This window comes from Amycolatopsis sp. NPDC101161 (assembly GCF_044768185.1).
In the GTDB taxonomy this organism is placed as follows: domain Bacteria; phylum Actinomycetota; class Actinomycetes; order Mycobacteriales; family Pseudonocardiaceae; genus Amycolatopsis.
Genome location: NZ_JBIWPI010000004.1, coordinates 523,627 through 548,113, shown reverse-complemented (window position 1 = coordinate 548,113; position 24,487 = coordinate 523,627). Strand labels below are relative to the sequence as shown.

The following is a 24,487-nucleotide window of genomic DNA, read 5'->3' as shown; positions in this document are numbered from 1 at the left end:
GTCGTCTGGAAAGGAAAACAAGGAATGCTGATTTCCCAGCGGCCGGCTCTCGGCGAAGAGACGGTCAACGAGACCCGCTCCCGGTTCACCATCGAACCGCTGGAGCCCGGCTTCGGCTACACGCTCGGCAACTCGCTGCGTCGTACGCTGCTGTCGTCCATCCCGGGCGCGGCCGTGACGAGCATCCGCATCGACGGCGTGCTGCACGAGTTCACCACCGTTCCCGGGGTGAAGGAAGACGTCACCGACATCATCCTGAACCTCAAGGAGCTCGTGGTGTCCTCGGAAGAGGACGAGCCGGTCACCATGTACCTGCGCAAGCAGGGCCCGGGTGAGGTCACGGCGGCCGACATCGTGCCGCCGGCGGGTGTCACCGTGCACAACCCGGATCTGCACATCGCGTCGCTGAACGGCAAGGGCAAGCTCGAGATCGAGCTCGTCGTCGAGCGCGGCCGCGGTTACGTTCCGGCCCTGCAGAACAAGCAGGCGGGCGCGGAGATCGGCCGGATCCCGGTCGACTCGATCTACTCGCCGGTGCTCAAGGTGACCTACAAGGTCGAGGCCACCCGTGTCGAGCAGCGCACCGACTTCGACAAGCTGATCCTGGACGTCGAGACCAAGCCGTCGATCACGCCGCGCGACGCGGTCGCGTCGGCCGGCAAGACGCTGGTGGAGCTGTTCGGTCTCGCCCGCGAGCTGAACGTCGACGCCGAGGGCATCGAGATCGGCCCGTCGCCGCAGGAGGCGGACACCATCGCCGCCTACGCGATGCCGATCGAGGACCTGGACCTCACCGTCCGGTCGTACAACTGCCTGAAGCGCGAAGGCATCCACACGGTGGGCGAGCTCGTCTCGCGCAGCGAGGCGGACCTGCTCGACATCCGCAACTTCGGCGCCAAGTCGATCGACGAGGTCAAGCTCAAGCTCGTCGGCCTCGGCCTCGCGCTGAAGGACAGCCCGCCCGGGTTCGACCCGACCGCGGCGGCCGCCAGCTACGACGGTGAAGGCTGGTCGGAGGGTGTCGGTGGCATCGCCGACGGGATTTCGGACGGCCACGACGATGGCCAGGACTACGCAGAGACCGAGCAGCTCTGAGGCCGTGTGCCTGGACGCTGTGAGCTGAACTAGGAGAACCAATGCCCACCCCTACCAAGGGAGCCCGGCTCGGCGGGTCGTCCGCGCATGAGCGGCTGATCCTGGCCAACTTGGCCACGCAGCTGTTCGAGCACGGCAAGATCACCACCACCGAGGCGAAGGCGAAGCGGGTCCGCCCGCTGGCCGAGAAGCTGATCACCAAGGCGAAGCGGGGCGACCTGCACAACCGCCGTCAGGTGCAGCGCGTCGTCCGCGACAAGGACGTCGTCCACAAGCTGTTCGCGGAGATCGGCCCGCACTTCGCCGAGCGCGAAGGTGGCTACACCCGGATCACCAAGACGATGCCGCGCAAGGGCGACAACGCCAAGATGGCGGTCATCGAACTGGTGGCCGAGAAGACGGTGACTTCGGAAGCCGAGCGCGCTCGCAAGACGAAGTTCGCGAAGGACGAGAAGCCCGCCGCCCCCGCCGCGGAGGAGACCACCTCGACCGAGGAGGCCCCCGCCGCTGCCGAGGAGGCCAAGGCTGAGGACACCACCGCGGAGACCGAGGCCCCGGCTTCGGACGACGCGGACGCCAAGAAGGACTGACGTCCTGACGGCAGATTCGACACCGGACGAGCCCGCCACTCCCGCTGGGGAGGGCGGGCTCGTTCGTCTGCGCCTGGACGTCTCCTACGACGGCACGGACTTCTCGGGCTGGGCCCGCCAGCCGGGCCGCCGGACGGTCCAGGCGCTGCTGGAGGAGGCCCTGCAGCGGCAGCCGCCGGGGGCCTCGGTGCCGAAGTCCGTGGTCGTCGCGGGCCGCACGGACGCCGGGGTGCACGCGACGGGCCAGGTGGTGCACGTCGACGTCGTGCCCCTTTCCGCGCCCTCGGGGCGGATTCCCGTGTCCTCCGAGGGCATCCCGGACCTGGCCCGCATGACGGGCCGGTGGAACCGCCTCCTGCCGGGCGACGTCCGGGTGCTGGGTGCCCGGATCGCGCCCGAGGGTTTCGACGCGCGGTTCTCGGCCATCCGCCGGCACTACCGCTACCGGGTGTCGGACGCGCCCTGGGGCGTGGACCCGTTGCGCCGCCACGACACGCTGGCCTGGAACCGTCCACTTTCGACGGACGCGATGAACGCGGCGGCCGCCGAACTGCTGGGCCTGCACGACTTCGCCGCGTACTGCAAGCAGCGCGACACGGGCACGACGATCCGTGAGCTGCAGCGCTTGGAGTGGGCGCGGGTGGACGAGCACCTGCTGGAGGTCCGCGTCTCGGCGGACGCGTTCTGCCATTCGATGGTCCGCAGCCTGGTCGGCGTGCTGCTCCTGGTCGGGGACGGCCGCCGCACCGACACGTGGCCGGCGAAGGTGCTGGAGAGCGGCATCCGCGACAGCGCGGTCGCCCCGGCGCACGGCTTGACGCTGCTGGGCGTGGACTACCCGCCCGACGCCGAACTCGCGGCCCGCGCGGCCCAAACCCGCAACGTCCGCACGGCCCCCACCGGTCGTGAGTGAGAAACAGCGTTAGAACACCGTTTCCCACTCACGACGGGGTGGGTCAGTCGCCGCGGCGGACCGGGCCCAGGAGCTGCTGCTCCTTGCCCGTCGTCACCAGGCGCAGCGGCCGCCACAGGTTGCGGCCCAGGGCCACCACCTGGTCGTCCTGCAACGTCGTCAGCTGGCGCATCATCTGGGGCGGCAGGCGCCAGATCCGCGCCGCCAGCTCGGCCTGACCCGCGGGGAGGCGCTGCATCAGCACCAGGTCCGCCGCATTGGCCGTCGCGCCCGCCTGCGGGTGCAGGTACGGCAGCACGTAGACCGTCGTCTGCCACGGCGACCTCGGCGGGAACAGGTCCTGCGGGGTCGGGCCGCCGTCCGTCACGACCAGCAGCGGCGCGTCCTCCGACGGCCGCGGCAGCTCGACCGGGGACAGCCGGCGGATCTGGACCAGCGGCGACGGCCGGCCGTCGCGGGTGCCGGCCGCGCGGGACAGCACCTGCCACTCGGTCGGGCGTCCCGTCGCGACCACGACCCACGCGCCGACCGCCATCGCGCGCATCGCGACCTGGCGGGCCAAGTACAGCCCGCCCACCAGCACGATGCGCGTCGGCGTCGAACGCAGCGCCGAGATCGTCAGCGGCTCGCCCTTGAGGCCCGAGCCGAGCACGATGCCACCGCGGTCACCCGACGGGCTGACCGCGTCGAGCATCGCCGGGTCCACGGTGAACTCCGGCGCCACCCCGAGGTTCTGCCCGGCGTCCCGCATCCGCGAACTCATGCTGTCCCTCCGATCGGCAGCGTCGCCGCGAACGCCGAAACCTGCAGCCCGCGCAGCGGCGTCAGGCCGACGTCCAGCCGCTCGGACAGCCCCTGCAGCCGCTGGTCGGCGGCTTCGAGCTCACGCGGGTTGCGCGCGCTCAGCCGGACCACGCCGCGCAGCCCGATCTTGCCTTCGTCGGACGCGGGGGAGATCGACATCGCGAGCGTCGCCGACAGCGCGCGGACGCTGGTCAGCGCGTTCAGGCTCCCGGTGATCTTGCCCTTGGGCCAGCCGGTGATCGCGTAGCTCGCGTGGCCGATGCCGGCCGCGGTCACGCCGGACCAGCGCTCCTGCAGCGTCACCTTGCTCGGCGAACCGGCGACGGCGGTGAGCTCCGCGGCCGAAATGCTCGCGCGCAGCAGCTCGTCCGGGTCGAGCGGCCGGGTCGGCACGCCCTGGGACTCCAGCGCGTTGCGCACCCGCGAAAGCGCGCCGATCAGCGCGCGGTGGGCGCCGACGACGCCGCCGCCGCGCTCCCGGATCGCCGCCGGGCAGCGCTTCGGGTCGAGCCGGATCGCCACCCACGTCGTCCGCCGCGCCGCCGCGGGGAGCGGGCCGAGCACCTCCATGTAGGAGCTGAGCGCGGGCGAGTCCGCCGGCAGCGCCGCGCTGCCCGGGTAGCAGTGCCAGATGACCTGGATCGAGTCGAGGACCACGCCGCGGTCTTCGAGGCAGGGCGCGAGCGCCGACAGCGGGAGGCTGGGCGCGCCACCGGCCTGGGTGATCAGCGCCGGCGTCGGCTCGACGAGCAGCACCGCCGTCCAGGTGCCGTCGTTCCAGGCGAGGCCGACCTGCTGGCGCTCGTGGTCGACGCCGTGCGCCACGACGAGGTCCGGGACGGCGACGCGCAGCAGGTTCACGCGCGCGTCGTCGGGGCCGGTCACCGTGGTCTCCTCGGCGGCCAGCTCCTCGACGGTGCTCGGCGGCAGCGGTTCGGCGACGCGGTCGTGGGACCGGAAGGAGTAGCGCAGCGTCAGGCCGATCCACTGGGTGAACCAGCGGCCGCGCCAGCGCAGCAGCGCGACGATGAGGGCGAAGCCGACGATGCCGACGCCGACCCACTTGAGCGACATGTCGATGGCGAGGAGCACGAGCCCGACCGCGAGGCCGACTTCGAGTACGACGAGGTTCGCCACGGGCAGCGGGCCGAGGTTGACGCCCGAGGAGCGCCGCCGGGCGGGCGGAGCCATCCGCACGGGGCTGGGCGCGGGATTGGCCGGGCCGTCGTCGGGTCCCTGGGGACCGCCGGGGCCACCGCCACCGGGGCCGCCGGGACCACCCGGACCGCCACCGCCGGGCCCACCGGGACCGCCAGGTCCGCCACCGCCGGGGCCACCGGGCCCACCAGGTCCGCTCGGGCCGCCGGGGCCGGTCGGGCCGCCGGGGCCGGTCGGGCCGCCGGGCCGTACGACAGGTCCGCCAGGACCGGGAACGGGACCGCCGGGGCCGCGCGGGGGCATGCTGGGCCCGCCGGGGCCGCCACCGGGTCCGCCCGGGACACCTCCGGGACCGCCGGGGCCACCTGGTCTCACCGGACGCGGCGGCGGGCCCGGCTGGCGGCCGGGCGGCGGGGGCCCGGGCGGGCCAGGCGGACGTGGAGGGTTGGTGACGGACATCCGCGCTTTCTCTTCCCCTCGTGCTTGCTGCGTACCCGGAAGCCGGGTCCCGGGGTGCCCGACACTAGCTTGAGTTGGTAGAAACCCCACACCAGACGGTCCCCGTACGGCTATCCTGCGGAACCGTACCGCGACGGGGAGAGCTGTAGGTCGAGAATGCCATCAACACCCACGACTAAGTCTCAGGTTCAGGCGTATCAGTTCGTCCTACGGCGGATGCAGTCGGCGCTGGTCCGGCGGGACGCCGTGATGCTGCACGACCCGATGCGCACCCACACGAGGGCCACCATCGTCGGGGTCGTGCTGGGCGCGCTCGGCATGATCGTGTTCGTCGTCTGGGGGCTGCTCAGCCCGGCGCCGTCGGTGCCCGAGGCCGGGAACATCGTGATCGGCGAACAGTCCGGCACGGTCTACGTGGTGATGGGGAACCCGAAGACCCTTGTCCCGACGTTCAACTTGGCGTCGGCCCGGCTTCTCCTGCTGGCCCAGCAAAAGCAACCGAGCGCGGGGAACCCCGGCACGGCGACGGCGGCTCCGGCGCCGGCGCCGAGTGCCGCGGCTGTGAAGAACCCCACGGTCGTTTCCGATGAGCAGCTGAAGGACATTCCGCGCGGAAAACTGACCGGAATTCCGGACGGACCGCAGCTGATGCCGTCGGATTCCCAGCGCATTTCCCCCAACTGGGCGGTGTGCGACCAGGTTCTGCTCGACCCGACGCAGCCGAACCCGGACATCGGCAAGACCGACACCTACGTCTTCGGCGGCGTCGCGCCGAGCGGCCTCGGCACCGAGCTCGGGGAGAAGGAAGCGTTGCTGGCGGCGGCCGACAACGGCAAGACCTACCTGATCTACCGCCTGCCGAGCACGCAGAACCGCCCGAACGCCAACACCGTCCGCGCCGAGATCGACACCAGCGACTCGCACAACGCCGTCTTGACGGCTTTGCAGCTGCTGAACCAGAAGCCCCGGAAGATCACGCAGGGCCTGCTGAACGCGATCCCGGAGGTCTCGCCGCTGGCCCCGCCGCGGATCCCGGACGGCGCGCCCCCGGCCGACCTCGACGGGCTGGCCCCGGGCGAGGTCTTCTCCACGCAGCCCACGGGTGCGCAGGCGCAGTACTGGGCCATCACCACGACCGGCATCCAGGAGGTGTCGCAGGCGGTCGCCGACGTCATGCGCGTCGCGAAGCACGGCAGTGCGAGCCAGCCGCGGATCCTCGGCCTCGACAAGCTGTCCGGCGTCCGCGTGCTGCGGACCGGCGACCAGGGCTACATCCCGGTCGACGACTTCCCGCGCTCGGTGCCGACGGTCCTCGACGCGACCAAGAACTCCCCGGTCGCGTGCCTCGGCTGGTCGGTGGTCGGCGACGGCGCCAACCGCGACGGCCACACGTCGGTGTACATCGACAACCAGCTGCCGGGCCAGAACGGCCACGGCGCCAAGTTCGCCACGACCAAGGTCACCACGCCGGGCCCGAACCGCGTGCCGATCACCGGCTTCTACCTGCAGCCGGGCTTCGCCGCGGTGGTGCAGTCCGCCACCGGCCAGGCCAGTTTCGGCAAGGGCGCGATCCAGCTGATCTCCGACCGCGGGGTGCGCTACAGCGTCCCGGACGCCGCGACCGCGGACGCGATCGGGCTGAACAACCGGCAGCCCGCGCCCGAGTCGATCATCGGCCTGCTCCCGACCGGCTCGTCGCTGAACACCCAGGACGTGCTCAAGCAGTTCGACTCCGTGCCGATCGACCCGAACGCGGGCTCGTTCCCGACGCAGACGCAGCAGGCGGGCGGCTGAGGCGGAACCATCGGGCGGCGGCGGACGTCTCACGCCCGAAGGGTCTTCTGCTGAGCGGAGAGGTGCCATGGCCGGCTTGAGGATGGACGGCGTGGTCGTCGCCGACTACGCCCGGACGGCCGAGGAGGCCGCTGACGACCTGCACGCGGCCGCGGCGGACGTCGGGGGCGAGGGCGTCTCCGGCGAGTCCTACGGGGCACTGGGGGCCCAAATCGGCCTGGGTGAGTCGTACGGCCGCGCGGCGGGCGCGTTGCGGCGTCAGCTGGTCGACGGCGCCGAGGCGCTGAAGTCGGCCGCGGAGGCGCTGCGGCACGTCACGGTCCGCCACAGCGGGCAGGACGCGGAGGCCGCGGCGCTGATCGAGCGCGCGGGGAGGCCGGAATGATGTTCGCCGAGCCGGAGGGTTCCACGGACTCCATCCCGCACCCGCTGGCGAAGCGGGCCGCCGCCCCGGTGGCCACCGCGCCCGCGGTGGCGTTCGCCCCGGACGCGGAAGGCGACGAGATCGCCGCCACCGCCGAGCCGTACCTGGCCTACCTGACGGATGTCGCGCACCAGCTGGGCGTGATCGACCCCGTCGAGACGTACTTCCGCCCGCTGATCGGCCGCTGGGGCGACCTCGGCGCCGAAGCCGGGCGGCTGCGCTCGGCCGCCGCCGCGGCGGCCGAGGTGTCCGCACGGCTCGACGACCGCCTCGGCCGTCTCGACGCCGGCTGGGCGGGCCGGGACGCCGACTCTTTCGTCGCGTACATGCGGGAGATCGGCGCCGCGGGCGGTGACCTCCAGGAGGCGCTGACGGTCCTCGCCGGCGCGCTCGACGAGCTGGTGACCACGCTTCGCCACGTCGTCGTCGACCTCGCCGAAGTCCTGGTCGACGCCGCGGACCTGATCTCCGAGACGATGACGCTGCCCAGCGGCGGCACCAAGCGCGCGCGGGCGCAGCTGCGGGAGACGCAGGATTCGGCGAAGGCGTTGTACGAGACCGCGCGGGACGTCCTCGAGGCGTTCGACCGGCTCTGCGACGGCGTCGACGACCCCGACGCGACCGCGCGCAGCATCGAGATCGCCCACCGGTACCCGGAGGAGCGATTCCGCTTGCAGGAAACGGAATCCGGCGCGACGGCTGCTGCTTCTCCGGCCGGGGCTGCTGCCGCCGGTTCCGACGAGGTGACGACGCCGTCGTCGGCGAGCGGGGATCCGGCGGAGCCGAAACACACGGGCGTCGGAAAGCCGGACGCCGCCCAGCCCGCGGACGCGGCACCCCCGTCGGCGCCCGCCGAGGACAGCGCGGCCAACCACAGCGCGTCGGGCATGCCGATGATGCCGATGATGGGCTTCGGCGCGTTCGGCGGCGGCGGTGGCGGCGGCCGTCGCCAGTCGAAGACGCGTCCGACGACGACACCGGCGGAGTTGCTGGGGGAGCCGGGTTTGGTGGCCCCGCCGGTGATCGGCGAGGACGAGAACGCACCGAAGCAGAAGAAACCGCCGGCGCCGTGAGTTCCGGCCCGGCCCGCGTCGAAAACGCGGGCCGGGCTTCGTTCAGCGGCGGGGGGTGCCCGTGTCGGCCGGGCGGCCACGGCGGATCGTGCGCATCACGAACAGCGTGATCAGCAACGCCACCAGGCCACCGCCCGTGCCGGCCAGCGCCACGATCATCGGCGTCGAGCTGCTGTCGTTCGACGGCGGGAGCTGGGCCAGCTGCGGGGCGGGGATCGGCGCCTGGTTCCCCACCTCGGACGGCAGGCTCTGGGTCAGCGCGGCCACCGGGTCGATGACGCCGTACCCGACGAAGTTGTCCCGGCCGCCCGGGGCCGCCGGGTGCTGGGCCGTCTCCTTGATGCGGTTGATGATGCCCTTCGCGTCCAGGGTCGGGTACTTCGCCTTCACCAGCGCCGCGAGGCCCGCCACGTACGGCGCCGCGAAGCTCGTGCCCTGGATTTCGCTGGCCTTGTCGCCGCTCTCGAACGTCAGGTTCGCCAGGCCGTCGGAGTTCTCGGCCGGGTCGAGCGAGATGATCTGCGTTCCCGGCGCCGCGACGCCGACCCACGGGCCGTGCACGCTGAACGGGGCCACGCCGCCGGTCTGGTCGATCGCCCCGACCGACAGCACGTCGTCGGCGAACCACGGCGGGGTCACGATCGTCCTCGGCCTGCGCGCGTCCGGCTGGTCGTTCTGCGGGCAGGTGTCCGTCGCGTTGCCCGCGGCGGCGACGATCACGATGCCCTGCGACGCGGCGTAGCTGGCGGCGGCCTGGACCTGCTGCTCGCCGTCGGTGATGTGCCCGTCGGCGGCGCGGCAGTTGTCGACCGACATGTTGATGATGTCGGCCTCGTGCCGCTCGGCGATGCCGTGGATGATCTCGGCGAGCGTCTTCAGCGTGCCCGCCGTGCCGGCCTTCTCCAGCTGGCGCCCGCCGTTCGACTGCCCGGGGGACGTCCGGTCGCCGTCCCCTTGACCGGAGCCGCCGCCACCGCCCTGGGTGCTCGGCGGCAGCGAGGACTGCGAACCGGCGGGCGTGCTCGGCGGCGCTCCGCTCGACGTGCCGGGCGGCGGGTTCGGGGTCGAGGTCGACGTGTCGGGCTCGTAGTTCTCGCTCAGCTGCCGGTAGGACACGATCGTGGCATCCGGGGCGACGCCGACGAACCCGACCTCCGGGTTGTCGGGCTTGGCCGCGATGATGCCGGCGACCTCGGTGCCGTGGCCGTCGCAGTCCTCGAGGCCGTCGCCCTTGCCAGCCACCTTCGAGACGTACTCGCCGCCGGGCTTGACCCGGCCCTGGAACCACGGGTGCTGGGTGACGCCGGTGTCGACGACCGCCACCCGGATGTTGCCCCCGGCGCTCCCGGTGGCCGCCTTGACGATCTCCTGCGCCTTCGAGATCTGCAGGTAGTCCTGGCCCCACGGCCGGTTCTTCAGCACGATGTTCTGGCCGAGCGTGCTGCGCTGGACGCAGCCCTTCGACTGCTTGTACTTCTTGTCCGGCTGCCGGGTGTCCGCGGGCAGCTTGGTCATGTCGACCGGCGGCGGGGTCGCGAAGTAGCCGTCGGCCGGGGCCGACTGGGCCCACACCGGGATCGTCGCGCCCACCGGGGCCAGGATGCCGATCGTGGCGGCGATCAGGGCCGTCGTGGTGCGCCGGGTCGTGCCGAAACGGTGTCCTGGTGCCATCGGAGATTCACCCGATCCGGTCACTTGAAGTTCAGGTGCCGCAGGGTGGTGTACAGGTCCATCACACCCAGGGCGAGCGGGAGCACGGAGGCGATGCAGATCGCTTCGATGATCTCGACCGTGCGCCGCAGCGGCGGCGAGAAGCGCTGGTTCGGGAAGATCACGCCGACCACGAGCGCGCCCGCGGCCAGCAGGATCAGCACGCCGAAGACGTAGAGCAGGCGGTTCTGCGCGCTCGCCGTGACGAGCCAGCCGATCCCGATCCCGGTCGCCGCGACGAGGCCGTTGGTGAGCAGGGCGATCGCCTGGCTGCCGTTCGCGTACGCGCGGGCGCGCAGGAGCAGCACGAGCGTCGCGACGACGCCGAGGATGATCCCGAACGCGCCGGGCGCGGTGGCGGCGATGATCGCGGACACCGCGACCGTGGCGCCGCAGCCGATCATCAGGCCGGTCATGTAGTTGTGCGCGATCGCCGTGCGGCGCTCGATCGCGCGGTAGTCCGGGAAGCCGGAGTCTTCCTTGAGCTCTTCGGCGTTGCTCGGGACGTGCGGCAGCGGCAGCTTGGCGAGCCAGATCGTGGCGCGCGGCAGGATCGAGATGCAGGCGAGGGCGACCGCGACCGTGCCGGCCGCGATGCCGGCCGCCGGGTGCGCGACGAGCGTGCCGAAGAGGAAGGCCAGCGCGCCGAAGGTGCCCGCGGTCGCGGCGGCGATGAACGTCGTGATGCCGGCGCCGATCACCATGATGCAGACCGACGCGACGATGATCACGAGGACCGCGCCGAGCAGCAGGTTCGCCCGCATCGAGAGGCCGGGCACGATGTAGAAGCCGCTGACGAAGGCCAGCGGCAGCCCGCCGGCCGCGGCGATCAGGACGCCGGTGGCTTCCGCGCCGTAGGCCTTGGCGAGCGTGGCGCCGACCGCGACGCACGCGATCGCGCCGATGCCGCCCGCGATGGCCGCGCCGAGCGCGTTGCCGCCGTAGAGCGAGCCGCTCATGAACAGCGCGATGGCGGCGGCGACCAGCGCCAGCCCGCCCGCGATGTGCCCGAAGCGGTTCGCCGTCTCCTTGGTCCAGGGGCGGAAGCTGTCGGGGGAGGACTCGGCGATGGCGTCGACGACGTCGTCGTACAGCGGCGGCGGCGGGTTCTCGTTGCGCTTGCGCAGCTGCAGGAGCTCCCCGTCGACGACGCCGAGCGAGGCGAGCGTCCGGCTCGGGTCCAGCGGGGCGTCCCCGAGCTTGGCGAGCGCCCAGCCACCGTGGCGCGCCCCGCCGTCCGGCGACGACTCCTTGGCCATGTCCAGCAGCATCGGCAGGAGATCGGCCACCGCGACGTCGGCGGGCAACGCCACGTCGATCCGGGTGGACGGCGCGACGACCGTCACCCTGCTGAAAACTGTCGTGCCCGTAGCCACTGCACTGCCCCCGCTCGGTCGAGACTGCTCCCGGGGGAACTTATACCGAACCCCGGTGCGGGCATCACCGAACGTCCGAAAATCACCGGCAGCGGCAGGTCCGTTCCCGGAACTCGGCGTTACTGTCGGTGGTGGGCCCTACACTCGCGGGGCGAGGGTGGGGCAGCGCTCATGAGGTCTTCCGGCATCCGCCGGAATTCGTCCGCGGCGTTCGATAGGTTGTTCGCACCAAGCGGTGGCCGCCATCGTCGAGTTTGAATGAGGGGTCCTTCGATGAGCACGCTGCAGTTCAAGAAGTCGCCGCGGCTGGCGGCACCGCGTCCGCCGGGCGGTGAGGTGCACCTCGAGCCGCCTCCTGAGGTGCCGCGCGTCATCCCCGGGAACATCGTCATGAAGGCGCTTCCGGTCGTCATGATCGTCGCGTCGCTCGGGATGATGGTCTTCATGTTCCAGGCCAGCAACCGGAACCCGATGATGATGGCCATGGGCGGCATGATGGTCGTCGGCACGCTCGGGATGATGGCCGGCGGCGGGGGCAAGGGCGGCGGCGCCAAGCGCGCCGAGATGGACGAAGACCGCAAGGACTACCTCCGCTACCTGGGCCAGATGCGCGACCGCGCCCGCGAGGCGATGGTCGACCAGCGCGCGGCCCTGGAATGGGTGCACCCCGACCCCCAGTCCCTCTGGTCGCTGGCCGCCAGCCGCCGGATGTGGGAACGCCGCCAGAACGACCAGGACTTCCTGCACCTGCGCGTCGGGCGCAGCTCGCACCGCCTCGCGACGCGGCTGGTCCCGCCGCAGACCGGGCCCGTCGACGAGCTGGAGCCGATCGCCACCCTCGCGCTGCGCCGGTTCGTGCGCGCGCACTCGATCGTGCCGGACCTGCCCACCCAGATCACCCTCCGCGGGTTCGCCGCGGTGAGCATGCAGGGCGACCGGGCGCTGACCCGCGGCCTCACCCGCGCGATGCTCGCGCAGATGGTCACCTTCCACAGCCCGGACGACGTGCTGGTCGCGATCGCCACCGCGGGCCGCGCGAAGGAGGAGTGGGAGTGGGCGAAGTGGCTGCCGCACGCCCAGCACCCGACGCTGTCGGACGGCATCGGCCAGCTCCGCATGATGGCCGGTTCGCTGGCCCAGATCGAAAACTGGCTCGACGAAGAACTGCGTGACCGGCAGCGGTTCTCCCGCAACGCCACCCCGGCGCCGGACCAGCCGCACGTCGTGATCATCGTCGACGACGCCGAGGTGACCCGGGAAGAGCAGATCATCCTCGAGGAGGGCCTGGTCGGCGTCACGCTGGTCGACCTGTCCGACTCCATCGGCAACCTCGCCGCCCGCCGCGGCCTGCGGCTGGTCGTCGAACCCGACCGCCTCGGCGCGCGCAGCGCCGGTGGTGTCGAGTGGTTCGGCCGCCCGGACACCCTCAGCCTGGTCGAGACCGAGTCGCTGGCCCGGCTCATCTCGCCGTACCGCGTCGGTGGCGCGGCCGGGCAGGACGTCGGCGACGAAGAGCCGTTGCTGTCCAACCCGTCGCTGCTGGAACTGCTCGGCATCCCCGGCGACCCGATGACCTTCGACGTCCAGCAAGCCTGGCGGCCCCGCCCGATCCGGGACCGCTACCGCGTCCCGTTCGGCGTCGGGGAGTACGGCCAGCCGGTGGAGCTGGACATCAAGGAAGCCGCCGCCGAAGGCATGGGCCCGCACGGGTTGTGCATCGGCGCGACCGGGTCCGGTAAGTCGGAGTTCCTCCGCACCCTGGTCCTCGGCATGCTCGCCACCCACTCCTCGTCGACGCTGAACTTCGTCCTGGTCGACTTCAAGGGTGGCGCGACGTTCCTGGGGCTGGACAAGGCCCCGCACGTGTCGGCGGTGATCACCAACCTCGCCGACGAGGTCACCCTGGTCGACCGGATGAAAGACGCGCTGGCCGGGGAGATGAACCGCCGCCAGGAAGCGCTGAAGAACGGCGGCAACTTCAAAAACGTCTGGGAATACGAGAAAGCCCGCGAGAACGGCGCCGACCTCGACCCCCTGCCCGCACTGTTCATCGTCTGTGACGAGTTCTCCGAACTGCTGGCCGCGAAGCCGGACTTCATCGACTTGTTCGTCGCAATCGGCCGGCTGGGCCGGTCGCTGCAGATGCACATGCTGCTCGCCTCCCAGCGCCTGGAGGAAGGCAAGCTGCGCGGCCTGGACTCGCACCTGTCGTACCGGATCGGGTTGAAGACGTTCTCCGCGGCGGAGTCCCGCGCGGCGATCGGGGTGCCGGACGCGTTCGAGCTGCCCTCGGTCCCCGGCGGCGGCTACCTCAAGTACGACACCTCGACCCTGGTGCGGTTCAAAGCCTCCTACGTCTCCGGCCCCTACCGGCCGGCCGGGATCCAGGCGGCCGGGCCGGCGGCGACGGTGGTGCGGGCGGACAAACGCCCGCAGCTGTTCGTCCCCGACTTCGTCGAACTGCCCAAGGAACCGGAACCGGAGCTGATCGAAGCCGCCCCGGTGGCCGCGGCCCCGCAGTCGGAAGAAGCGGTCGAGCCGTCGGAGCTGGATGTGATCGTGTCGCGGCTGATCGGGCAGGGCCCGCCCGCGCACGAGGTGTGGCTGCCGCCGCTGAAGGATCCCAACTCCCTCGACACGCTGTTGCCGAACCTGAACCCGACCGACGACCGGGGCCTGTCCCCGGTCGGGTTCTTCGGCAACGGCCGGTTGCAGGTCCCGCTGGGCATCATCGACCGGCCGTATGAGCAGCGGCGGGACCCGTTGTGGGCGGACTTCTCCGGCGCGGCCGGGCACGGCGTGATCGTCGGCGGCCCGCAGTCGGGGAAGTCGACGATGCTGCGGACGCTGATCATGTCGATGGCGTTGACGCACACGCCGGAGGAGGCGCAGTTCTACTGCCTGGACCTCGGTGGCGGCACCCTGGCCGGGCTGGCCGACCTGCCCCACGTGGGTGGGGTCGCGGTCGCGCGCCGCGAGCCGGACAAGGCGCGGCGGATCGTGGCCGAGCTGACCACCCTGCTCACCGAGCGGGAGGGCCGGTTCGGGGCGATGGGCATCGACTCGATGACCGAGTTCCGCAACCGCAAACGCCGCGGGGAGATCCGGGCGGATCAGGACCCGTTCGGGGATGCGTTCCTGATCGTGGACAACTGGCGGGCGTTGCGGGATGACTTCGAGGAGCTGGAAACCACCATCACCCGCCTCGCCACGCAGGGTCTGTCCTACGGCGTGCACGTGGTGATCGCGGCGAACCGGTGGGCGGACATCCGGCCGGCGATCAAGGACATGATCGGGACCCGGTTCGAGCTGCGCCTGGGTGACCCGACCGAGTCCGACATCGACCGCCGGGTGGCGGTGAACATCCCGACCGGGCGCCCGGGCCGCGGGTTGACCCGGGAGAAGCTGCACATGCTCGGCGGTCTCCCGCGGATCGACGGCTCCAGCGACCCGGAGACGATCGCGGCCGGCGTGGCGGACGCGGTGGCGAAGATCAAGGCCGCCTGGCGGGGCCGGGTCGCGCCGCAGGTCCGCCTGCTGCCGGAGATGATCACCTACGAAGAGGTGCTCAAGCTCGATCAGCACCGCGACTCGAAGCTGATCCCGATCGGCGTCAACGAGGAAGACCTGCAGCCGATCTATCTGGACTTCAACGCCGAGCCGCACTTCTACGCCTTCGCCGACGGCGAGTCGGGCAAGACGAACCTGCTGCGCCAGATCGCCCGCGGTATTTCCGAGCGGTTCACCGCGAAGGAAGCGCTGATCCTGCTGGTCGACTACCGGCGCACGATGCTCGGCTACGTGCAGGGTGATTCGCTGCTGGGGTATGCGGTGTCGGCGGCGCAGCTGGAGAGCATGGTCGGCGACGTGTTCAACTCGATGACCCGGCGCCTACCGGGTCCGGATGTGACGCAGGAGCAGCTGAAGACGCGGTCGTGGTGGAAGGGCCCGGAGCTGTTCATCCTGGTCGACGACTACGACCTGGTCGCGACCTCCAGCAACAACCCGTTGCGGAAGATCTCCGACTTCCTGCCGCAAGCCAAGGACGTGGGTCTGCACCTGGTGGTGGTGCGGCGCACGGGTGGTGCGTCGAAGGCGATGTATGACCCGATCATCGGGAAGCTGAAGGAGATCGCGGCGCCGGGCATGGTGATGAACGGTTCCCGCGATGAAGGCGCGCTGGTCGGCAACATCAAGCCGTCCGCGATGCCGCCGGGGCGGGGCAACCTGCTGACCCGCAAGGCCGGCAAGCAGCTCATCCAGGTGTCGTGGATCAACCCCGACTGACGACGGCGGCCGGACGCGCTCTCGGCGAGGTGGGTAGGTTCCTCCCCGAGGGCGCGCCCGGCCGGCCGGGCGCGGGGGAACATCGCTGTGTTGTCTTCGGGAGCTGCTGGTGACGGTCCGGGTTGCGGTGGACTTCGGGACGTCGAGCACCTGCGTCGTCGCCTCGGTGAACGGGCGCGACCCGCAGGTCGTGGTGATCGACGGCCAGCCGCTGATGTCCTCGGCGGTGTTCGCCGCGGCGGACGGCACGCTCTTCGTCGGCCAGGAGGCCGAGCGGCAGGCGGCCGTCGACCCCTCGCGGTACGAGCCGAACCCGAAGCGCCGGATCGACGAAGGCGACCTGCTGCTCGGTGACAGCGTCCTGCGCGTCACCGACGTCGTGCACGCCGTGCTGGGCCGCGCGGTCGCCGAGGCGCGCCGGCTCGCCGGCGAGGCCGAGGTCGACCTGCTGGTGCTGACCCACCCCGCGGACTGGGGCGCCATCCGCACCCGGCTGCTGCGGCAGGCCGCGGGCGGGCTGGCGCGCGAGGTCGCGCTGGTGCCCGAGCCGGTCGCGGCGGCGGTCTACCACGCGGCGACGTTCGCGCCGCAGGACGTGACGAACGACCGCACCGTCGAGTTCAGCGGCCGCCCCGGCGACGCGCTCGCGGTGCTCGACCTCGGCGGGGGCACGGTCGACGTCAGCGTCGTGCGGCGGCTGCCGCCGGACGCCGCGCGCGACCGGGCCGGCCGTCCGCAGCGCGGCGGCTTCCAGGTGCTCGCCACCCGGGGCGACCCCGCGTTCGGCGGCGCGGACATCGACCAGGCGCTGCTGGAGCACGTCGGCTCGCTCGTCGCGGGCGCGGACCAGGACGCGTGGCGGCAGCTCGTCGAAGGCCGGGAGATGGTCGACCGGCGCCGCCGCCGCGTGCTGCGCCAGGACGTGCGGGGCGCCAAGGAAACGCTGTCGCGCCACGCCTACACCGACGTGCCGATGCCCCCGCCGTTCGCCGACGCGCACGTCACGCGCGAAGACCTGGAGCGGCTGATCGCGGCGCCGCTCGGCCGCGCGGTGGAGCTGACGGTCGCGGCCATCGGCGACGCCGGCCTGCGGCCGAAGCAGCTCACGGCGATCTTCCTGGTCGGCGGGTCGAGCCGGATCCCGATGATCTCGCGGCTGGTGCACGAACGCACCGGCGTCGTGCCGACGAGCCTCGACCAGCCCGAGACGGTCGTCGCGCGCGGCGCGCTGCGCGCGGTGCTGGTCGACCCGGACCGCACGGGCGCGCTGCCCGGCGAAGCCATGGCGCGGCTGGGCGCGGTGCCCGGCGGTGCCCACAGCCCGGCGGCGCAGCGCACCGAGGTCGTCCGCCCCGGCGACGTCGCCCCGCGCCCCGCCGACCAGCGCCCGGCGCCGCCGCGCACGCCCGCCGCCATGCCACTCGGGCCCGCCGGGTTCCCGAACCGCGCGGCCCCGCCGTCGCCGCCCCACGGGCAGCCGGCGGCCCGGCCGTGGACCCCGGCCGCCGGCCAGCCTGCCCAGGGGCTCGCCACCCCCAACCGCCCCGGCGGCGCTCCCGCGCAGCCGGAGAAGAAGGGGCGCGGAAAGCTCTGGGGGATCGTCGGCGTCGCCGTGGCCGTCGTGGCCGCGCTCGTCGTCACCGGGATCTTCGTGTTCCGCGACTCCGGGACCCAGGCCGAGACGGGCCGGACGCTTTCGCAGTACGACTTCAAGTTCATCGCGCCGGAGGACTGGGTCCAGACCGACGACCGGGTCGCCGACAAGCAGGTCGTCATCCACCCGCAGGAGTCCCGCGACGGCAACGACCTCCTGGTCGCCCAGGAGTACGTCATGGACTACGACGCGACGGCGAACCCGCAGAAGCTCGCCGACGAGCTGAAGCGCACGGCGGACACCGACACCGACCGCTGGAGCGGGTTCAACCCGAGCCTGTCCTACGCGGGCAAGACCGTGATCGGCTACCACGAGAGCAAGCCGAACCGCCCCGACCTCCAGGTCGACTGGTACGTCGTGGCGAAGGGGAAGATCCGCGTCCACGTCGGGTGCCAGTACGCCACGGCGCAACTGCGCGACCGGGTCGCTGCCGCGTGCACGCAGGCCGTGCGCACGGTCGAGATCGTCGGCTGAGAGAAAGGGGGGCACCCGGTGCCGTCCGAAGAGTTCGACAGCGCCGCGGCGGCCTTCCGGCGCACCGGCGAGGACGCGGTGACGCACGCCCGGCGCGTCGCCGGCAACGCGAAGGCGCGCACGCACCGGCACCACAGCGAAAACGTCGAACTGCTGAAGCGCGGCGGCCGCGGCGCGAAGTCCGGCGACCCGACACCGGGGACGCTGCGCGCCGCCGCCGAACGGTTCCGCCGCGCCCGCGGGTTGTCGGTTCCGGCGGTTCCCGATCCCGCCGATTCGGTTCCTTCGCGTTCGCAATCCACCGCTCGTGCCCCTCGAACGGGTGACGAGGACGAAGACTTTTCCCAGATGCGAATCATGAAACGCGACGGCTGAACGCCGGCCCCGATTGCTGTGCGTGTGCTAACCGCGCTGGTGGAGAACGCTTTTTCGGGTGACGCATCGCCGGGTCGAGGCGTTCGCGGAATACCGGTCGCGATCGGTTCCCGCGAGGAGCGTTCACGCAAGCAACTACTTGCGGGCAAAGCACGACAAGGGGGAACCGGACGTGGCAGGGTCTGCGTCGTAGGGCCGTACAACGAACAAGCTTGGTACGGCCAACCATCACTCTTCAGAAGGGGGTTCCGGTATGAGCGCCGGTTCCGGATTCCAGGGGACAGTTCAGCAGTTCACCGACGCCGAAGGCCGCGTCACCGAGGTGCGCGCCGGCATGGACAACAACCTCTCCACGCTGCGCGACCGCATCGAGGCCACCCGCGCCGGCTGGCAGGGTGAGGCGCAGAAGGCGTTCGACAACGTCATGATGCGGTTCGACGACGACGCCCGTCAGATGAACCAGGCCCTGCAGCGCATCGGTGACCTCCTCCGCGAGGCGGGCTCGAAGTACGAGCGTTCCGAGCAGCAGCAGCAGGAGATCCTCGGGGCCGTCAACCGGGGCTTCGACGCGCTCGGCTGAGCTTCACCCTGAATTTTCTTTTCCTCCACCAAAACTTTCTCTGCACAGAAGGAGCACATCATGCCCGATGGCGCCGGCATTGTCGTCAATTACGCCACCATCCACGCGGCCGCGGACGACTGCCGCAGCACCGGCAACGAGCTGCAGCAGGCCTTCGACCGCCTGAAGGACGACCTCAAGCCGCTGGTCACCACCTGGACCGGTTCCGCCAAGGAGCAGTACGACCAGGCCCAGCGCACCTGGGACCAGAAGTTCGAGGACCTGAAGCAGGTTCTGGCGCAGATCGCCGCCGCCCTGCCGCAGATCGCCGACGGCTACCAGTCGACGGACAACGCCGTCGAAGGCCTGTTCTGAGCCGGTAGTCCCGGAAACCACGGCGGGCCCGCACTCCGGTGCGGGGCCCGCCGTTTTCTTTTGCCCGGCAAGGGAAAACTCAGTGCGGCGCGCCGACCTCGTACTCGGGGCGGTCGTTGAGCACCCGGATCGTCACCTTCTTGTCCTGCCCGCCGATCTTCACCGTGCAGTCGAACGTCGTGCCGTTCTCGGCGGCTTCGTTCGCCGGGCACTGCGCGTTCGTCACGTCCGGCTCGCCGTAGCTCTCGTTCAGGACCTTGACCACACCGTCCTGAAGGGACTGTTGCTCGAGCACGTTCCCGCGGAACGCGCCCAGCAGCCACGCGGCCACGCCGCCGACGACGAGCACCAGGACGACCGCGCCGGCGATAAGCGCCGGCTTCTTCGACTTGGGCTTCTTCTCCGGCTTCCCCGCGAACGCGCCCAGACCGCCGTACTGCGCCGGCTGGAACCCGCCGCCGTACTGCTGCTGCTGAGCGGGCGGCGGGAACTGCGCCGCCTGGCCGCCGCCGGGCGTGCCCGGCTGCTGCCACGGACCGCTGCCCGGCTGTCCCGGCTGCCACGGTCCCGAGAACGACCCGGAACCACCCGGCTGCTGCGAAGGGGTCCACTGGCCGGTGTAGGAACCGGAAGCCGTGCCCGGGTCGGCGTTCTGCTGCCACTGCCCGGCGTGCGGGCCGGTCGCCTGCTGCTCCTGCCACCCGGCGGGCGGGTGGGCCGGCGGCTGCCACCACTGCGGCTGCTGCGGGTCGGGCGGCTGGGTCATCGGTGCTCACCTCGGGTCGTGGCGGTGGTCACTGGCCCTGCGCTTCGCCGAGCCGGCGGTAGAAGTCGTTCATCGCCGCCCGGTCGGGCAGCACCGTGATCTGCGACGCGTCCGGCAGCTTCGGCATGTCCTGCAGGCTCGCCTTGCCGGTGAACCGGAAGTCGTACTTGAGCTCGACGTTGTGGCCGTCCCCGGCGAACTTGGCGTCCATCACGAACGAGACCAGGCTGCCGTCCGGGTTCAGCGTGATCGTGGTCGGCACCATGGCCTTCTTCAGCTCCGGCCCGACCTGGCCGGTGATGCTCGGCGGCAGGATCTCGACCTTGTTCTTGACGAAGACGTCGAACGGCACGTTGACGGTCAGCGCGGTCTTCCCGTCGCCGAGGCTCTTCGCCCCGCGGACCGCGCGCTTGTCGGCCTGGTAGGCGTCCACGGTCGAGTCGGCCATCCGGCACGGGGTCAGCACGCCGCCCCAGACGCACGGCTGGACCAGGCCGGCCTCCGGCTTCGGCATCGACACCCACGCCGTCGGCGAGACGCCCTTCTGGACGTACATCGGGCCGAGGTAGGTGTACTCGACCGAGCCGTCGGCGGGCGTGTACGTGTCGATGATCTCGTCCGGGTTCTTCTGCGACCGGTGCCGCACGGCCCGGCTCTCCGGGCTGCCGGTGCGCGCCGACGTCACGGTGCTGTGGATCCACTTGTCGTCGAACTTGAAGTAGGCGTCCAGCGAGTTGGTGACGTCGCGCGTGTCGGTGATGGCGTTCCCGAGCTTGCCGATGACCTGCTCGAACTTCGCGCCGACGTAGTCCGCCGCGTCGTCGCCCTTCGGCAGCGCCGTGCCCGCCTTCGCGGTGCCGCAGGCGCTGACCAGGGCCAGGATGGCGCCCAGGACGAAGATCGCCGTCGGTCGTCTGCTCATGCGCGTCCCCCGCTCGAGTGGTGCCGCCCGGATCGTCTCATCCTCGCGTGTCGGCGCGGCGCGTGCGGGCACTTCGGCGGGAAAACCGGGTACAGTCTTGCTGCGCCCGGGCCGGTCGAAGGTCCCGCCGGGCGTCTCCACCCACCCCGATGCACGGGTGCGGTGGGCGTGCGGGTATCTTTACATGTCGTTGTGCGCTGCGGCGCGTAAGCGCTAGGCCCGCACAGAACCCACACGCAATGTTGACGACGAGGTAGACCCTTGCCCACGTACAGCCCCAAGCCCGGCGATCTCACTCGTGCCTGGCACGTGATCGACGCCGAGGATGTCGTGCTCGGAAGGCTGGCGACCGAGGTCGCCACGCTGCTGCGCGGCAAGCACAAGCCGACCTACGCCCCGCACGTGGACACCGGTGACTTCGTCATCATCGTCAACGCCGAGAAGGTCGCGCTCACCGGTAACAAGCGCGAGCAGAAGTTCGCCTACCGGCACAGCGGTTACCCGGGCGGTCTGCGGAAGCGCTCGTTCGGCGAGCTGCTCGACACCAAGCCCGAGCACCTCGTCGAGAAGGTCGTCAAGGGCATGCTGCCGAAGAACAAGCTCGGCCGCGCCCAGGCGAAGAAGCTGAAGGTGTATGCCGGCCCGCAGCACCCGCACGCCGCGCAGCAGCCGCAGGCGCGCGAGATCACCAAGATCGCGCAGGTCGCGCAGTGAGTGAGGAACAGTCTGTGACCAGCACCGAGACCGAGACCCCCGAGGTCGTCGAGGCCACCGAGGCGACCGAGACCGGCGCCGTCGCGACCAGTGAGACCCCGGTCGCCACCAGCGAGTCCGCTGCCGCGCCGCGCCCGTCGCGTGCCGCCGGCGGCAACGCGCAGACCGTCGGCCGCCGCAAGGAGGCCGTCGTCCGTGTGCGGGTCGTCCCGGGCACCGGCCAGTTCAAGCTCAACGGCCGCACCCTCGAGGAGTACTTCCCGAACAAGGTGCACCAGCAGCTCATCAAGGACCCGCTGGTCCTGGTCGAGAAGCCGGACTCGTTCGACATCTTCGCCAACCTGCACGGTGGCGGCGTCTCGGGTCAGGCGGGCGCGCTGCGCCTGGCGATCGCCCGTGCGCTCATCGAGGTCGACGCCGACGACCGCCCGGCCCTCAAGAAGGCCGGCTTCCTGACCCGTGACGCGCGCGCCACGGAGCGGAAGAAGTACGGCCTCAAGAAGGCCCGCAAGGCCCCGCAGTACAGCAAGCGCTGATCGCGCCCCTGGCGCAACCCACCGGAGCGCCCATCCGTCCATCGGATGGGCGCTCCGGTGTTTTCAGGGGTGTTTCGTCTTCGCGGCGCGGAGCGACACTCGGGGGTGGCGGAAAGCGGTCCGCCCACGTCGCTAGGTTGTCGTGGTCATTCCACAAGGAGGTCGATCGATGGCACGCCTGTTCGGTACCGACGGGGTACGTGGCCTGGCCAACGCCGAGCTGACGCCGGAGCTGGCCCTGGCGCTGGCGGCCAGCGCCGCCCGCGTGCTCGCCGCGCACGACCGCTCGCACCGGCCGGTCGCGGTCGTCGGCCGCGACCCGCGCGCCAGCGGCGAGATGCTCGAGGCCGCGGTCGTCGCGGGCCTCACCTCCGCCGGGGCCGACGTCCTGCGCGTCGGCGTGCTGCCGACGCCCGCCGTCGCCTACCTGGTCGGCTCGCTCGAGGCCGACCTCGGCGTGATGATCTCCGCCTCGCACAACCCGATGCCCGACAACGGCATCAAGCTCTTCGCCTCGGGCGGGCACAAGCTCCCCGACGGCATCGAGGACGAGATCGAAGCCGGCCTCGCGGACGGCAAGGTCCGCCCGACCGGCGCCGGTGTGGGCCGCGTCCACGACGTCGACGACGCCCTCGACCGCTACGCCACCCACCTGCTCGGCGCGACGCCGCACTCGCTCGCAGGGCTGAAGGTCGTCGTCGACTGCGCGAACGGCGCGTCGTCGGCCGCCGCCCCCGAGGTCTACCGCCGCGCCGGCGCCGAGGTCGTCGCGCTGCACGCGGAGCCCGACGGCATCAACATCAACGACCACTGCGGCTCGAACCACCCCGAGAAGCTGCGCGAGGCGGTCGTCGCGCACGGCGCCGACCTGGGCATCGCCCACGACGGCGACGCCGACCGCTGCGTGGCCGTCGACTCCGCGGGCGAGCTCGTGGACGGCGACCAGATCATGGCCGTCCTGGCTCTCGCGCTGGCCGAGGCCGGCGAGCTGGTCAAGGACACGCTGGTCGCGACCGTGATGAGCAACCTCGGCCTGCACCTGGCGATGAAGGCCCACGGCGTCACCGTCGTCACGACGGCGGTGGGCGACCGGTACGTCCTCGAGGAGCTGCGCGCGAGCGGCTACGCGCTGGGCGGCGAGCAGTCCGGCCACGTCGTGCTGCCGGCCCACGCGACCACCGGCGACGGCCTGCTGACCGCGCTGCGCCTGATGAGCCGGATGGCCGAGACGGGCAAGTCCCTGGCCGACCTGGCCGCGGTGATGAACCGGCTGCCGCAGGTCCTGGTGAACGTCCCGGTCGCCGACAAGGCGGCGGTGGCGGACTCCAGCGAGGTCCGCGACGCCGTCGGCGAGGTCGAAGCCGAGCTGGGCGAGGAAGGCCGGGTGCTGCTGCGCCCGTCCGGCACCGAGCAGCTGGTCCGCGTGATGGTCGAGGCCACGGCCCAGGCCACGGCCCAAGCCGCCGCCGACCGCCTGGCCGGCGTCGTCTCAGCGGTTTCCTGACCGGGTGACCACGGCCTTCGCCAGGCCGTGGAACACCGGGTGGGTCTTCCACCCGACTTCGGTGACGGCGTGGTCCGGCGTGAGGATTCGAGCGAGGGCGCGCAGGGCGATTTCGCCCTCCGCCACCGCCACCCGCGACCCGGGGCAGGCGTGCCGGCCGAGGCCGAACGCCAGGCCGTCGCCCAGCGGGACGGCCACCTTCTCGTCCGGCGCCAGCGTCCGGCCCGCGATCTCGGCGGCGGCCGTCGCCCGCCGGGCCGCGTAGCGGGTCGGGGCGATCTCCTGGACGAGGGCGCGCACCCCGGCCGCGCCGAGGTCTTCGCGCGGGGTCGTCACCAGGCCCAGCCCGGCCAGCGCGAGGAAGTTCATCGAGTTCTCGTACGCCGCGTGCGCGAGCATCACCGGCGTCACCATCAGCTCGTCTTCGCTGATCCGCCCCTCCGCGTGCGCGCGGCGCAGCAGGGCGAGCCCGCCGCTGCCGGTGTCGGGTGCCTTCAGGAAGAACATCGCCACGCGCAGCGCCGCGACGTCACCGGCGGGCGACGACTCGCCCGACCACACGTTCAGGTTGGCCGTGGTCTCCGACAGCGCCGTGAGGAACCGGTCGTCGAACGGCCCCGCGCCCAGCACCGCGGCGGCGACCAGCGCGGCCACCGGCCGGCCGAAGTCGGCGACCAGGTCGAACTCGGCCCGGTCCGCCAGCCCGCGCACGATCTCTTCGATGCCGGCCCCGACCTCGGCGGGCAGCGGCTCGACGAGCCCGATGACCTCCTTGACGACCTCCCGCAGCCGCCGGTGGTCCTCGCCGTCCATGAACAGCAGGTTCGCGGGGGCCGAGGTGTCCGGGCTCGAGCTCAGCCGCGGGTCGCGGAGCACGGCGGCCCGGTCCGCGCGCCCGTCCACTACGAGGAAGTCGTCCACCTCC

At 71.8% G+C, this 24,487-nt stretch carries 21 protein-coding genes; 14 read left to right on the top strand and 7 right to left on the bottom strand.

What is annotated here, in order from left to right; all coding sequences use genetic code 11:
- Positions 1–24 precede the first annotated feature (24 nt).
- From ACIRSS_RS30110 to truA, 3 genes are all read left to right on the top strand, one after another.
- Positions 25–1,095, top strand: coding sequence for a DNA-directed RNA polymerase subunit alpha (locus ACIRSS_RS30110; protein WP_004558887.1), 1,071 nt, complete (start codon positions 25–27; stop codon positions 1,093–1,095).
- 41 nt (positions 1,096–1,136) lie between these two features.
- The gene (gene rplQ / locus ACIRSS_RS30105; RefSeq protein WP_400900716.1) at positions 1,137–1,685 is read left to right on the top strand and encodes a 50S ribosomal protein L17; all 549 of its coding nucleotides are present in this window, start codon (positions 1,137–1,139) and stop codon (positions 1,683–1,685) included.
- Between the two features lie 73 nt (positions 1,686–1,758).
- Positions 1,759–2,598, top strand: a complete 840-nt coding sequence (gene truA / locus ACIRSS_RS30100) for a tRNA pseudouridine(38-40) synthase TruA (RefSeq protein ID WP_400901923.1) — start codon at positions 1,759–1,761, stop codon at positions 2,596–2,598.
- 43 nt (positions 2,599–2,641) lie between these two features.
- On the opposite strand, the gene ACIRSS_RS30095 is transcribed toward truA, so the two are convergent.
- Positions 2,642–3,361 (bottom strand): hypothetical protein, encoded by a 720-nt coding sequence (locus ACIRSS_RS30095; RefSeq protein ID WP_086681370.1) that lies wholly within the window; start codon positions 3,359–3,361, stop codon positions 2,642–2,644.
- Positions 3,358–4,593, bottom strand: a complete 1,236-nt coding sequence (eccE, locus tag ACIRSS_RS30090; protein WP_400900714.1) for a type VII secretion protein EccE — start codon at positions 4,591–4,593, stop codon at positions 3,358–3,360. Before eccE ends, ACIRSS_RS30095 begins: the two co-directional genes overlap by 4 nt.
- 582 nt (positions 4,594–5,175) lie before the next feature.
- On the opposite strand from eccE, the gene eccB reads away from it, so the two are divergent.
- The 3 genes from eccB (at position 5,176) to ACIRSS_RS30075 (ending at position 8,310) form a co-directional block, all read left to right on the top strand.
- A complete protein-coding gene (gene eccB, locus ACIRSS_RS30085; RefSeq protein WP_400900712.1) occupies positions 5,176–6,813 on the top strand; it encodes a type VII secretion protein EccB in 1,638 nt (545 codons plus the stop codon).
- Positions 6,814–6,880: 67 nt separating this feature from the next.
- Positions 6,881–7,198: a hypothetical protein gene (locus ACIRSS_RS30080; RefSeq protein WP_400900710.1), complete on the top strand. Its 318-nt coding sequence runs from the start codon at positions 6,881–6,883 to the stop codon at positions 7,196–7,198.
- Positions 7,198–8,310 (top strand): WXG100 family type VII secretion target, encoded by a 1,113-nt coding sequence (locus ACIRSS_RS30075; RefSeq protein WP_400901921.1) that lies wholly within the window; start codon positions 7,198–7,200, stop codon positions 8,308–8,310. The genes ACIRSS_RS30080 and ACIRSS_RS30075 overlap by 1 nt, the downstream gene beginning before the upstream one ends.
- A gap of 42 nt (positions 8,311–8,352) precedes the next feature.
- Here ACIRSS_RS30075 and ACIRSS_RS30070 read toward each other — a convergent pair whose 3' ends face one another.
- Both ACIRSS_RS30070 and eccD read right to left on the bottom strand, forming a co-directional pair.
- A complete protein-coding gene (locus ACIRSS_RS30070; protein ID WP_400900708.1) occupies positions 8,353–9,981 on the bottom strand; it encodes a S8 family serine peptidase in 1,629 nt (542 codons plus the stop codon).
- A 20-nt stretch (positions 9,982–10,001) separates the two neighbouring features.
- Positions 10,002–11,366 carry a type VII secretion integral membrane protein EccD gene (eccD, locus tag ACIRSS_RS30065; protein ID WP_400900706.1) on the bottom strand — a complete coding sequence of 455 codons (1,365 nt, stop codon included), beginning with the start codon at positions 11,364–11,366 and terminating at the stop codon, positions 10,002–10,004.
- A 303-nt stretch (positions 11,367–11,669) separates the two neighbouring features.
- On the opposite strand from eccD, the gene eccCa reads away from it, so the two are divergent.
- From eccCa to ACIRSS_RS30040, 5 genes are all read left to right on the top strand, one after another.
- A complete protein-coding gene (gene eccCa, locus ACIRSS_RS30060; RefSeq protein WP_400900704.1) occupies positions 11,670–15,683 on the top strand; it encodes a type VII secretion protein EccCa in 4,014 nt (1,337 codons plus the stop codon).
- A gap of 109 nt (positions 15,684–15,792) precedes the next feature.
- On the top strand, positions 15,793–17,811 hold the full coding sequence (locus ACIRSS_RS30055) for a type VII secretion-associated protein (RefSeq protein WP_400900702.1): 2,019 nt from the start codon (positions 15,793–15,795) through the stop codon (positions 17,809–17,811).
- An 18-nt stretch (positions 17,812–17,829) separates the two neighbouring features.
- On the top strand, positions 17,830–18,186 hold the full coding sequence (locus ACIRSS_RS30050; RefSeq protein ID WP_400900700.1) for a hypothetical protein: 357 nt from the start codon (positions 17,830–17,832) through the stop codon (positions 18,184–18,186).
- 253 nt (positions 18,187–18,439) lie between these two features.
- Complete coding sequence (locus ACIRSS_RS30045; protein ID WP_400900698.1) at positions 18,440–18,766, top strand: WXG100 family type VII secretion target; 327 nt, start codon at positions 18,440–18,442, stop codon at positions 18,764–18,766.
- Between the two features lie 60 nt (positions 18,767–18,826).
- Positions 18,827–19,120 carry a WXG100 family type VII secretion target gene (locus ACIRSS_RS30040; RefSeq protein WP_400900696.1) on the top strand — a complete coding sequence of 98 codons (294 nt, stop codon included), beginning with the start codon at positions 18,827–18,829 and terminating at the stop codon, positions 19,118–19,120.
- Between the two features lie 79 nt (positions 19,121–19,199).
- Here ACIRSS_RS30040 and ACIRSS_RS30035 read toward each other — a convergent pair whose 3' ends face one another.
- Both ACIRSS_RS30035 and ACIRSS_RS30030 read right to left on the bottom strand, forming a co-directional pair.
- Entirely contained in the window at positions 19,200–19,886 is a 687-nt protein-coding gene (locus tag ACIRSS_RS30035) for a DUF4333 domain-containing protein (protein WP_400900694.1), read from the bottom strand.
- Between the two features lie 28 nt (positions 19,887–19,914).
- The gene (locus ACIRSS_RS30030; protein WP_400900692.1) at positions 19,915–20,808 is read right to left on the bottom strand and encodes a hypothetical protein; all 894 of its coding nucleotides are present in this window, start codon (positions 20,806–20,808) and stop codon (positions 19,915–19,917) included.
- Between the two features lie 261 nt (positions 20,809–21,069).
- Between ACIRSS_RS30030 and rplM the strand changes: the two genes are divergently transcribed.
- The 3 genes from rplM to glmM all read left to right on the top strand — a co-directional run bounded on the left by rplM (position 21,070) and on the right by glmM (position 23,562).
- Positions 21,070–21,522 carry a 50S ribosomal protein L13 gene (rplM, locus tag ACIRSS_RS30025; RefSeq protein ID WP_086679273.1) on the top strand — a complete coding sequence of 151 codons (453 nt, stop codon included), beginning with the start codon at positions 21,070–21,072 and terminating at the stop codon, positions 21,520–21,522.
- A 14-nt stretch (positions 21,523–21,536) separates the two neighbouring features.
- Positions 21,537–22,058 (top strand): 30S ribosomal protein S9, encoded by a 522-nt coding sequence (rpsI, locus tag ACIRSS_RS30020; protein ID WP_364284751.1) that lies wholly within the window; start codon positions 21,537–21,539, stop codon positions 22,056–22,058.
- Positions 22,059–22,227: 169 nt separating this feature from the next.
- Positions 22,228–23,562 (top strand): phosphoglucosamine mutase, encoded by a 1,335-nt coding sequence (gene glmM / locus ACIRSS_RS30015; RefSeq protein ID WP_400900690.1) that lies wholly within the window; start codon positions 22,228–22,230, stop codon positions 23,560–23,562.
- Here glmM and ACIRSS_RS30010 read toward each other — a convergent pair.
- Entirely contained in the window at positions 23,548–24,483 is a 936-nt protein-coding gene (locus ACIRSS_RS30010) for a cytochrome P450 (protein ID WP_400900688.1), read from the bottom strand. The genes glmM and ACIRSS_RS30010 overlap by 15 nt on opposite strands.
- Between the last annotated feature and the right edge of the window lie 4 nt (positions 24,484–24,487).

Coding starts and splice junctions, on each gene's coding strand:
- ACIRSS_RS30030 (WP_400900692.1), bottom strand. CDS start 20,808: ATGAGCAGACGACCGACGGCGATCTTCGTCCTGGGCGCCATCCTGGCC.
- glmM (WP_400900690.1), top strand. CDS start 22,228: ATGGCACGCCTGTTCGGTACCGACGGGGTACGTGGCCTGGCCAACGCC.
- eccCa (WP_400900704.1), top strand. CDS start 11,670: ATGAGCACGCTGCAGTTCAAGAAGTCGCCGCGGCTGGCGGCACCGCGT.
- eccE (WP_400900714.1), bottom strand. CDS start 4,593: ATGGCTCCGCCCGCCCGGCGGCGCTCCTCGGGCGTCAACCTCGGCCCG.
- rplQ (WP_400900716.1), top strand. CDS start 1,137: ATGCCCACCCCTACCAAGGGAGCCCGGCTCGGCGGGTCGTCCGCGCAT.
- ACIRSS_RS30110 (WP_004558887.1), top strand. CDS start 25: ATGCTGATTTCCCAGCGGCCGGCTCTCGGCGAAGAGACGGTCAACGAG.
- ACIRSS_RS30075 (WP_400901921.1), top strand. CDS start 7,198: ATGTTCGCCGAGCCGGAGGGTTCCACGGACTCCATCCCGCACCCGCTG.
- ACIRSS_RS30095 (WP_086681370.1), bottom strand. CDS start 3,361: ATGAGTTCGCGGATGCGGGACGCCGGGCAGAACCTCGGGGTGGCGCCG.
- ACIRSS_RS30040 (WP_400900696.1), top strand. CDS start 18,827: ATGCCCGATGGCGCCGGCATTGTCGTCAATTACGCCACCATCCACGCG.
- eccB (WP_400900712.1), top strand. CDS start 5,176: ATGCCATCAACACCCACGACTAAGTCTCAGGTTCAGGCGTATCAGTTC.
- ACIRSS_RS30080 (WP_400900710.1), top strand. CDS start 6,881: ATGGCCGGCTTGAGGATGGACGGCGTGGTCGTCGCCGACTACGCCCGG.
- ACIRSS_RS30045 (WP_400900698.1), top strand. CDS start 18,440: ATGAGCGCCGGTTCCGGATTCCAGGGGACAGTTCAGCAGTTCACCGAC.
- ACIRSS_RS30070 (WP_400900708.1), bottom strand. CDS start 9,981: ATGGCACCAGGACACCGTTTCGGCACGACCCGGCGCACCACGACGGCC.
- ACIRSS_RS30035 (WP_400900694.1), bottom strand. CDS start 19,886: ATGACCCAGCCGCCCGACCCGCAGCAGCCGCAGTGGTGGCAGCCGCCG.